Source organism: Saccharothrix lopnurensis (assembly GCF_042658445.1).
Taxonomy (GTDB): Bacteria; Actinomycetota; Actinomycetes; order Mycobacteriales; family Pseudonocardiaceae; genus Actinosynnema; species Actinosynnema lopnurensis.
In genome coordinates, this window is sequence record NZ_JBHSQO010000002.1 from 341,663 (window position 1) to 352,041 (window position 10,379).

General features: G+C 72.5%; 9 protein-coding genes. 6 read left to right on the forward strand and 3 right to left on the reverse strand.

The features are described from left to right. The first annotated feature begins 4 nt into the window (after positions 1–4). The 4 genes from ACFP3R_RS03720 (at position 5) to pknB (ending at position 6,511) form a co-directional block, all read left to right on the forward strand. Positions 5–1,486 (forward strand): FtsW/RodA/SpoVE family cell cycle protein, encoded by a 1,482-nt coding sequence (locus tag ACFP3R_RS03720; protein ID WP_380632792.1) that lies wholly within the window; start codon positions 5–7, stop codon positions 1,484–1,486. Continuing rightward, positions 1,483–2,952: a peptidoglycan D,D-transpeptidase FtsI family protein gene (locus ACFP3R_RS03725; protein ID WP_380632795.1), complete on the forward strand. Its 1,470-nt coding sequence runs from the start codon at positions 1,483–1,485 to the stop codon at positions 2,950–2,952. The genes ACFP3R_RS03720 and ACFP3R_RS03725 overlap by 4 nt, the downstream gene beginning before the upstream one ends. After that, positions 2,952–4,403: a serine/threonine-protein kinase gene (locus ACFP3R_RS03730; protein WP_380632798.1), complete on the forward strand. Its 1,452-nt coding sequence runs from the start codon at positions 2,952–2,954 to the stop codon at positions 4,401–4,403. Before ACFP3R_RS03725 ends, ACFP3R_RS03730 begins: the two co-directional genes overlap by 1 nt. Before the next feature lie 92 nt (positions 4,404–4,495). Further along, on the forward strand, positions 4,496–6,511 hold the full coding sequence (gene pknB / locus ACFP3R_RS03735) for a Stk1 family PASTA domain-containing Ser/Thr kinase (RefSeq protein WP_380632799.1): 2,016 nt from the start codon (positions 4,496–4,498) through the stop codon (positions 6,509–6,511). 101 nt (positions 6,512–6,612) lie between these two features. Here pknB and ACFP3R_RS03740 read toward each other — a convergent pair whose 3' ends face one another. After that, on the reverse strand, positions 6,613–7,257 hold the full coding sequence (locus ACFP3R_RS03740) for an aminodeoxychorismate/anthranilate synthase component II (protein ID WP_380632802.1): 645 nt from the start codon (positions 7,255–7,257) through the stop codon (positions 6,613–6,615). Between the two features lie 65 nt (positions 7,258–7,322). Between ACFP3R_RS03740 and ACFP3R_RS03745 the strand changes: the two genes are divergently transcribed. Next, complete coding sequence (locus ACFP3R_RS03745) at positions 7,323–8,669, forward strand: FAD-dependent oxidoreductase (protein ID WP_380632804.1); 1,347 nt, start codon at positions 7,323–7,325, stop codon at positions 8,667–8,669. Between the two features lie 63 nt (positions 8,670–8,732). Here ACFP3R_RS03745 and ACFP3R_RS03750 read toward each other — a convergent pair whose 3' ends face one another. Both ACFP3R_RS03750 and ACFP3R_RS03755 read right to left on the reverse strand, forming a co-directional pair. Further along, positions 8,733–8,891, reverse strand: a complete 159-nt coding sequence (locus tag ACFP3R_RS03750) for a hypothetical protein (RefSeq protein ID WP_380632807.1) — start codon at positions 8,889–8,891, stop codon at positions 8,733–8,735. Continuing rightward, the gene (locus ACFP3R_RS03755) at positions 8,891–10,150 is read right to left on the reverse strand and encodes a class E sortase (RefSeq protein ID WP_380632810.1); all 1,260 of its coding nucleotides are present in this window, start codon (positions 10,148–10,150) and stop codon (positions 8,891–8,893) included. The genes ACFP3R_RS03750 and ACFP3R_RS03755 overlap by 1 nt, the downstream gene beginning before the upstream one ends. 39 nt (positions 10,151–10,189) lie before the next feature. On the opposite strand from ACFP3R_RS03755, the gene ACFP3R_RS03760 reads away from it, so the two are divergent. Further along, positions 10,190–10,379: hypothetical protein (locus ACFP3R_RS03760; protein ID WP_380632812.1), on the forward strand; the 190-nt coding region annotated here is incomplete at its 3' end.

Below are 10,379 nucleotides of genomic sequence, written 5' to 3' on the forward strand. Positions count from 1 at the left end.
TCTCATGGGTTCGCCGGTTCCCGGCACGGAGGGCGCACCGCTCACGGCGAGCACGAGCACCACGGCGGCGAACAGCACGTCGCCCGGGTTGCGGCCGCCCACGAGGCGGGGCACCGAGATCTTCATGCTCGCGTTCGCCGCCACGATCGTGACCGGCGCCCTGATCCTGGTCGAGGCCAACCAGGAGAAGGAACTGACCATGCGCATCGTGTGGTTGGGCCTGGCCTACCTGGGCCTGCTGACCGTCGCGCACCTCGCCGTGCGCCGGTGGGCGCCGTACGCGGACCCGGTGATCCTGCCGTGCGTGGCGCTGCTCAACGGCCTCGGCCTGGTCATGATCCACCGGATCGACCTGGCCATGGCGGACGTGAAGCTGCCGGGCGGCGCGACGTGGGACCCGGCGGCGTCGAAGCAGGTGCTCTGGACGGCCATCGCGGTCGTGCTGTTCTGCACCGTGCTCAAGGTGCTGTCCGACCACCGCACGCTGGCCCGCTACGGCTACACGTTCGGCTTCGCCGGCCTGGTCGCGCTGCTGCTGCCCGGTGTGCTGCCCAGCGTCATCGCGCCCGAGATCAACGGCGCGAAGATCTGGCTGAGCTTCGGCGCGTTCTCCATCCAGCCCGGTGAGTTCGCCAAGATCCTGCTGATGGTGTTCTTCGCGGCGTTCCTGGTCTCCAAGCGCGACCTGTTCACCATCGCCGGCCGCCGGGTGATCGGCCTGGACCTGCCCCGCGCCCGCGACCTGGGCCCGCTGCTGGCGGCCTGGGCCGTCGTGGTGAGCATCATGGTGCTCCAGAAGGACCTGGGCTCGTCGCTGCTGTTCTTCGGCATCGTGCTGGTGCTGCTGTACGTGGCGACCGAGCGGGCCGCGTGGGTCGTGCTGGGCGTGGTGATGTTCTCCGGCGCGGCGGTCCTGGCGTGGCGGATCTTCGGCCACGTGCAGATCCGCGTGCAGAACTGGCTGGACCCGTTCGTCGACCCGTACGGCGCGGGCCACCAGATCCTCCAGTCGCTGTTCGGCATGGGCACCGGCGGCCTGTTCGGCGCGGGCCTGGGCGGCGGGCGGCCGGACGAGATCCCCGAGGCCAACACCGACTTCATCACCGCCGTGATCGGCGAGGAGCTGGGCTTCGTCGGCCTGTCCGCGGTGCTGCTGCTCTACACCGTGTTCGCGCTGCGCGGCCTGCGCAACGCCCTCGCCGTGCGGGACACGTTCGGCAAGCTGCTCGGCGGCGGCCTGGCGTTCGCGGTGGCGTTCCAGATCTTCATCGTCGTCGGCGGCGTGACCAAGCTGATCCCGATGACCGGCATCACCGCGCCGTTCCTGTCCAAGGGCGGTTCGTCGCTGCTGGCCAACTACATCCTGGTGGCGCTGCTGCTGCGCATCTCCAACGCGGCGCGCGGGCCGAAGACCGGGCCGAAGCCGCGGCCGCAGCAGCCGGCCATCGCCGACCAGTTCACTGTGATGGTGGAGCGTCCCCGATGAACACACCGCTCCGCCGGGTCGGCGTCGCCATGATGGCGATGATCCTGCTGCTGTTGGGCAACGCCACGTACGTGCAGGTCATCAAGGCCGACGACTACCGCAAGAACCCGCTGAACCAGCGGGTGGTGCTGGACCAGTACTCGCGCGAGCGCGGCCAGATCATCGCCTCCGACGGCACCCCGCTGGCCTCGGTGCAGCGCACCGACGACCGGCTGGAGTACCTGCGGACCTACGCCAACGGCCCGGTGTACGCGCCGGTCACCGGGTACTTCTCGTTCATCTACGGCACGGGCGGCCTGGAGCGCGCCGAGGACGACCTGCTCAACGGCTCGGACGACCGGCTGTTCGCGCGCCGGGTGTCGGACCTGATCACCGGCCGCGACCCCAAGGGCGGCAGCGTCCAGCTGACCATCGACGCCAAGCTCCAGCAGGTGGCGTTCGACCAGCTGTCGAGCCAGGGCCTGACCGGCACGGTGGTCGCGATGCGACCGCAGACCGGCGAGATCCTGGCCATGGCCAGCACCCCGTCCTACGACCCGAACCTGCTCGCCAGCCACGACGCGGACGCGCAGGAGACGTCGTGGCTGGAGCTGACGCAGGACGAGTCCGAGCCGATGCTCAACCGCGGCGTGCACCAGATCTACCCGCCCGGGTCGACGTTCAAGCTGGTGGTGGCCGCCGCGGCGCTGGCCGACGGCAAGACCAAGGACAGCGAGGTCGACGGCCGGCCGACGATCACGCTGCCCGGCACGAACACCCCGCTGCCGAACTTCAACGACACCATCTGCGGCAACGGCACCACGGCCACCCTCCAGGAGGCGCTGGCCAAGTCGTGCAACACGGCGTTCGCGGTGCTGGCCAACGAGCTGGGCGCGGACGTGCTGCGCGAGCAGGCGGCCAGGTTCGGCATCGGCGAGCAGGACCTGACCATCCCGCTGTCGGTGGTGCCGTCCACGCTGGGCCCGATCTCGGACACGCCGTCGCTCTACCAGACGGGCATCGGCCAGAAGGACGTCCGGGTGACGCCGCTGGCCAACGCGGTGATGGCGGCGACCATCGCCAACGGCGGCGTGCGGATGCAGCCGCACCTGGTGAGCAAGATCCTGGCCGCCGACCTCCAGGCCATCAGCGAGACCGACCCGGACGAGGTCGACGAGGCCATGGAGGCCGACCAGGCCCGCGCGCTGCGCGACATGATGATCGAGTCCGAGAAGAACACCTCGGGCGGCGGCAAGCTCAACGGCGTGACCATCGCGTCCAAGACGGGCACCGCCGAGCACGGCGAGGACGTGCGGGCCACCAGGCCGCACGCCTGGTACGTCGCGTTCGCGCCCGCCGAGGAGCCGGAGATCGCGATCGCGGTGATCGTGGAGAACGGCGGCCAGGCGGGTCAGCTCGCCACCGGTGGCCGGGTGGCCGCGCCGATCGGGCGCGCGGTCATCGGCGCCTACCTCGGGGGACGCTGATGCTGACCTCCGGCCAGCTGCTCGCCGAGCGGTACCGCCTGACCAGGCGGATCGCGGTCGGCGGCATGGGCGAGGTCTGGGAGGGCGACGACACCCGGCTGGACCGCCGGGTCGCGGTGAAGGTGCTGAAGGCGGAGCTGAGCGGCGACCCGCAGTTCCTGGAGCGGTTCCGCATCGAGGCTCGCACCACCGCCTCGCTGAACCACCCGGGGATCGCCGCGGTGCACGACTACGGCGAGACCGCGTCGATCCCGGACGGGCCGGAGGACACCGCCTACCTGGTGATGGAGCTGGTGGAGGGCGAGCCGCTGGCCGCCGTCATCGCCCGCGGCAGGCTGGGCGCGGACCGGGCGCTCGACGTGCTGGAGCAGGCGGGCAACGCGCTCCAGGCGGCGCACGAGCGCGGCCTGGTGCACCGGGACGTGAAGCCGGGGAACATCCTGGTGACGCCCGAGGGCAAGGTGAAGATCACCGACTTCGGCATCGCGAAGGCGGCGGACGCGGCCCCGGTGACGAACAACGGCATGGTGATGGGCACCGCCCACTACATCGCGCCCGAGCAGGCGCTGGGCCACGCCGCCGAGCCCGCCTCCGACGTGTACGCGCTGGCCGTGTGCGGTTACGAGTGCCTGACCGGGCACCGGCCGTTCCTGTCGGAGAACGCGGTGACGGTGGCGATGATGCACATCCGCGACCTCGCGCCGCCGCTGCCGCCGGACGTGCCGCCGGGCCCGCGGGCGCTGATCGAGGCGACCCTGGTGAAGGACCCCCGGCAGCGCTACCGCAACGGCGGCGAGTTCGCCGCCGCGGTGGGCGCGGTCCGGGCCGGGCAGCCGCTGCCCGCGCCGTCCGGCCTGGCCATGGCGGTGGGCAGCGGTCCGCTGCCCCAGCAGGGCCCTCCACCGCCGCCGCAGCCGATGAGCCCGCCGAGGGGTCAGCACGTCCACCCGGGCGTGCCGATGACCCACCCGGGCTCACGTCCCGCCATGCAACCGGTCCCACCAGCGGTGAACAGTCCGCACACGGGCGCTTTCGGTCCGTTGCCGCCCGGTGCGGGCCCACCGGGGCGCAACCGAGCCGTGCTGTGGGTTATGGTCGCTGTGCTGGTGGTCGCGCTGCTGGTGCTCGGCGTGGTCCTCCTGCGCTGGGCGTTGCGCGACGAACAGGTGCCCGGCGGGGCGAGCCAGGGCTCCACGACCGCCCGCGGGCTCGACGACTCCACCGATCGGCTCCCCGGCAAACCGAAGGTGACGATCACGAAGTCGGACTACGTCGGCCTGCCGGTGGGCGAGGTCGCCGAGCGGCTCACCGGCCGCGGCCTGGAGACCGAGGCGCACTCCTCCGACGGGGGCGCGCCGCGGGACCGGGACCGGTGCCTGGTGTCGGACGTGGCGCCGACCGGTGAGGTGGCGCTCGGCTCGCGGGTCACGGTGACGTGCGTGCCGACATGAACGCGGAGCGGCACGAACGGTGCCGACGGTGTGAAGGCAAGGCTTGAAGGCTTGATGGTGAGACCGTTGACGAGGAGCGGGACGAAGCACTGATGAGCACTCCGCGACTGCTCTCCAACCGCTACGAACTGGGTGAGACGCTCGGCTACGGCGGTATGTCGGAGGTGCACAAGGGCCGGGACGTCCGGCTCGGCCGCGACGTGGCCATCAAGGTGCTGCGTGCCGACCTCGCCCGCGACGCCCAGTTCCAGGAGCGGTTCCGCCGGGAGGCGCAGAACTCGGCGGCCCTGAACCACCCCGCCATCGTCGCGGTCTACGACACCGGCGAGACCCAGACCGAGTACGGCCCCCTGCCCTACATCGTCATGGAGTTCGTCGACGGCCGCACGCTGCGCGACATCGTCAAGACGCAGGGGCCGCTGACCGGCAAGCGGGCCATGGAGGTCATGGCCGACGTCTCGGCGGCGCTGGACTTCAGCCACCGGCACGGCATCGTGCATCGGGACGTCAAGCCCGCGAACGTGATGATCACCCGCTCGGGCGCGGTGAAGGTGATGGACTTCGGCATCGCGCGCGCGGTGCACGACGGCCAGGCCGCCGTGACCCAGACCGCCGCGGTGATCGGCACGGCGCAGTACCTGTCGCCGGAGCAGGCCCGCGGCGAGGCCGTCGACGGCCGCTCCGACGTGTACGCGTCGGGGTGCGTGCTGTTCGAGCTGCTGACCGGCGAGCCGCCGTTCACCGGCGACTCGCCCGTGGCCGTGGCCTACCAGCACGTGCGGGAGGACCCGAAGTCGCCGTCGGCGCTGAACCCGAAGGTGACGCCGGCGCTCGACGCGATCGTGCTCAAGGCGATGGCCAAGGGCCCGGCCAACCGGTACCAGTCGGCCGCCGAGCTGCGCGCGGACCTGGTGCGCGTGCTGTCCGGGCAGCGCCCGTCCGCGCCCGCCGTGATGACGGCCGAGGACCGCACCGCGGTGCTGAACCAGTCGCAGCGCACCGAGGTCGCGGCCGGCGGCGGCGGTCGGCACCGGTCGCAGCCGTCGAGGGACGACCCCTCCGACGACTACGACCCGCTGGCCGAGGAGGACGAGGAGCGGCGCGCCCGGCGCAAGAAGGCGCTGATGATCACCCTGGTGGTCCTGCTGTGCGTCGCCGTGCTCGCGCTCGCGGTCTGGATCACCACGACCCTGCTCGGCGGCGGCGAGGACGAGGACCCGGGCGGCAACGCGGCGCCGCAGGAGATCGACGTGCCCGCCGTGCTGGGCATGACGCAGTCGGCGGCCCACGGCGCGCTCCAGGACGCGGGGCTGGACTCGAAGGTCGAGCAGACGCCGTGCCAGCCCGGCAGCGAGCCCGCCTGCACCGACGCCGACATCGGCAAGGTCGTGGCCACCGACCCGCCCGTGGGCAGCCCGGTCGACAAGGGCGCCAAGATCACCATCCTGGTGGGCAAGAGCGCCGAGCAGATCGAGGTGCCCAGCGTCCGGAACCTGACGCCGCTGGAGGCGCAGAAGACGCTGGAAGCCGACCGGTGGGGCTTCGAGCAGGCCACCGACACCGTCGAGGTCGAGGACGGCTCGCTGGTCGGCAAGGTGGTCGAGCAGGTGCCCCAGGCGGGCACCACGGCGGCCAAGGGCAGCACCATCACCGTGAAGATCGGTCGGGCGCCGGACACCGTGCAGCTGCCGGACGTGACCGGGCAGACCGTGGAGAACGCCCGCCGGACGCTGGAGGGCAACGGCTTCAAGGTCCAGACCAAGGACGTCGACAGCCCCGAGGACCAGGGCCAGGTCATCGCCCAGAACCCGGACCCGGGCCGGGCGGAGAAGGGCACGCTGGTCACGCTGAGCGTGTCGAAGAACAACCAGTTCCTCATGCCCGACCTGCGCGGGTTGAGCGAGAACCAGGCCCGCAGCAAGCTCAACCAGGCCGGGTGGACCGGCGGCGACCTGGTGGTGTCCGAGGAGCCGACCACGGACATCACGCAGCGGGACAAGATCATCCAGCAGGAGATCCAGCCGAACACGCCGACGAACAAGAACACCCGGGTCAACGTGACCAAGGCGGAGTTCAGCGTCGGCGGCGGACCGACGACGACGAGGTAGCTCGAACACCAGGGGGCCCTCCCGGACGTGGTTCGTCCGGGAGGGCCCCCTGGTTCGCCCTGGTGTTCGACGTGGTCGACCCGGCTCGGCCGGGGGGGGGCTCAGATCCGGTTGGCGGCGGCGGCGAGCTGCCGCATCCCGCTCTCCAGCTGCGCGACGGTCGTCTCGGGCACCTCGTGGCCGCACACCCGCAGCCAGTTGGCGAGCATCCGGTGGCCGCCCTCGGTGAGCACGGACTCGGGGTGGAACTGGACGCCCTCCACCGGCAGCTCGCGGTGCCGCATGGCCATCACCACGCCGCTCTCGGTGAGGCCGGTGACCTCGAACTCGGCCGGGAGGGTGTCCGGCAGCACGGTCAGCGAGTGGTAGCGGGTGGCGGTGAACGGGCTGGGCAGGCCGTTGAGCACGCCGACCCCCCGGTGGTGCACCACGCTGGTCTTGCCGTGCAGCAGCTCGGGGGCGAGGTCGACCGTGCCGCCCCACACCGCGCCGATGGCCTGGTGGCCTAGGCACACGCCGAGCACCGGGACGCCGGTGTCCGCGCAGCGGCGGATGACGTCCATGCTCCGGCCGGCCCGGTCCGGCGTGCTGGGACCCGGGCTGACGAGGACGCCGTCCACCTCGCCCACCTCGGCCGGCTCGACGGCGTCGTTGCGCCTGACCACGCACTCGACGCCGAGCTGGGCCAGGTACTGGACCAGGTTGTAGACGAAGCTGTCGTAGTTGTCGACCACCAGGACGCGCATACCGCCAGCGTAGCCGTGACGAAGCTCTCCGGATAAGTGAGATTAGCCTAACCTAATCTGGAGCCATGAGTCGTTCCCTGCGCGTCGCCGTCGTCGGTGCCGGTCCCGCCGGCATCTACGCCGCCGACGCCCTGCTCAAGTCCGACGCGGAGGTCTCCGTCGACCTGTTCGACCGGCTGCCCGCGCCGTACGGCCTGATCAGGTACGGCGTCGCGCCGGACCACCCCCGCATCAAGGGCATCGTCACCGCGCTCCAGCGCGTCCTCGACCGGCCCGAGGTGCGGTTCTTCGGCAACGTCGACTACGGCGTGGACGTGAAGCTCGACCAGCTGCGGCAGTTCTACGACGCGGTGGTCTTCGCCACCGGCGCCGACCGGGACCGGCCGCTGGACGTGCCCGGGATCGACCTGGACGGCTCGTACGGGGCGGCCGACTTCGTCTCCTGGTACGACGGGCACCCCGACGTGCCGCGCTCCTGGCCGCTGCGGGCCCGCGAGGTGGCCGTGCTCGGCGTCGGCAACGTCGCGCTCGACGTGGCCCGCGTGCTGGCCAAGACCGCCGACGAGCTGCTGACCACCGAGATCCCCGACAACGTGCACCGGGACCTGGCCGCGAGCCCGGTCACCGACGTGCACGTGTTCGGCCGCCGCGGTCCGGCCCAGGCCAGGTTCACGCCGCTGGAGCTGCGCGAGCTGGACCACTCCCCCAACGTCGAGGTCGTCGTGCACCCCGAGGGCATCGACTTCGACGCGGCGAGCGTGGAGCTGATCCGGTCCAACAAGCAGGTCGAGATGGTGGTCAGGACGCTCCAGGAGTGGGCGCTCCGGGACGTCGGCTCCCGGCCGCGGCGGTTGCACCTGCACTTCCTCCAGGCGCCGGTCGAGGTGCTGGGCGCCGGGGGCGCGGTGAGCGGGCTGCGCACCGAGCGCATGGAGCTCGACGGCTGCGGCGGGGTGCGCGGCACCGGCGAGCACACCGACTGGCCGGTGCAGGCCGTGTACCGGGCGGTGGGCTACCTGTCCACGCACCTGGCCGACCTGCCGTTCGACCACGCCTCCGGCACCGTGCCGCACCAGGCGGGCCGGGTGCTCGACCTGGACGAGCAGCCGATGACCGGCGTCTACGTCACCGGGTGGGTCAAGCGCGGGCCGGTCGGGCTCATCGGGCACACCAGGGGTGACGCGCTGGAGACGGTGACCAGCCTGCTCGCCGACGCGCCGCTGCTGCCGGCCGCGCCGACGCCCCGGCCGGGGGCCGTGGTGCGGTTCCTGGAGGAGCGGGCCGTGCCGTTCACCACGAACGAGGGCTGGCTGCGGCTCGACGCGCACGAGCTGGCGCTGGGCGCGGAGCGGGGCCGGGAGCGGGTCAAGGTCGTGGGGCGCGACGAGATGACCGGCATCTGCCGGGGCTGAGCGCGGCGGGCCCCGGTCGTCCACCCGGGGCCCCGCGGGATCGGAACCAGCGCGGGCTCGGAACTACTGCGGGGTCGTGACGTTGTTGAACGGCAGCTTCGGCTCCGCCCACGGGAACACCACGAACATCAGCAGCGCCACCACCCCGGTCACCAGCACCAGCGCCTCCAGGACCCGCACCGGCAGCGGGCCGGGCAGGTGGCGCCAGATCCAGCCGTACATCAGCTCTCCTTCATCGCGTCGGGCACGAAGTCGGGCGCCTTCGGGTAGCTGTCGGCCAGCACCGCGTGCACGATCAGGCGCTGCTTGTCCGAGAAGCGCGGGTGGCAGGTCGTCAGCGTCATCAGCGACGCCTGCTGCGCCGCGGGCAGCTCGCCCTCGAAGTAGGGCACCGGGGCGATGACCTCGCCCTGCGTGGGCAGCACGATCTCCTGGCCGAAGGTCTTGTCGTAGGGCGCGCCCAGCGGCGAGACCTTCTGGCACTTCGGGTCGACCTGCCGCCCGGCCCAGGCGCCGAGCTCGTCGGTCATCGGCAGCACCCGGTAGACGAACCACTGGGTCTGCGTCTCGACCACGATGGCGTCGCACGAGCTGAGCAGGTCCAGGTCGTTGAACGGGGCGCCCTTGCCGACGCGGTGGCCGGCCACGGAGAAGTTGCCCGGCTCGCCCGGCAGCGCGGTGTCCTTGTAGTGGCCGGGACCGATCTCCAGGTCCTTGTCGGTGGTGCCCTCCACCACGGAGAACTTGTAGTCCGGGCCGAAGACCGGGATGTACAGCTTGGCGAACGCCTGGCCGTCGAGCAGGTCGTACTTGGCCTCACGCCGCTGGTCGGGGGCCTCGACGGTGTTGGCGTTCCACTGGTCGTCGAGCGCCTGGGTGGCGTTGTCCTGCTTGCCGGCGGAGATGAGGTCGGTGACGTAGACCTCGTAGACCACGAACAGCAGGATGACCAGACCCAGGGTGATCAACGTCTCACCGAAGGCGCGGACGGCCTTGCGGCCGGGGGTGTCGGGGAGCAGGGCGGGGCGGTCGTCCCGGTCGCCCTCGTGGTCCCGCTCGTCCAGGTCCGCGTCCTCGTGGGCGTCCTCGTGGTGCCCGTCGTCCTCGTGGTCGTCGTCCTCGACGGTCGGGATGACCTCCGTGGGCGGGTCCGCGGGGCGCGGGCGGCGCGGCGGGAGGGGGGCACCGGCGAAGGGGGCCTGCGGGTGCGGTGCCTGCGGGTGCGACGGCTGGGCCTGGGGCTGCGGCGGGAACGCCCGGGGGCGCGGCGCGGCGGCCGGTTGGAGGCTGCCCGAGAAGGCGTTGGTGTAGGTGGTGTCCGCGTCCGGCTGGACCGGGGCCGCGTAGCGGGTGGCCTCGGGGTCCGGCGCGGGACGGGGACGCCTGCCGTGGGGCGGTGGACCGCCCGGGTGGGCGCCGAGGTCGGTTCGGGGCCGGTGCTCCGGCGGGAAGGCCCCTGCGGGGACCTGAGGGGTGCTCACAGGCGTCTGGGGGGCCTCGGGGGCACGGCGGCGGCCGCGGTGCGGCGCGTCGGCAGCGCGGCGAGCACCGGGCTGCGGATCGTCGAGCGCACGCCGACCACCGGGCTCGGGCTCCTCGCCGGCGCGGCGACGGCCCGGCCCCGCGTCCTCGGGGGCCCGGCGACGGCCGCCGGGGTCCGGGTGCTCCGGGGCGCGGCGGCGACCGCCGGGCTCGGCGTCCTCCGGCGCG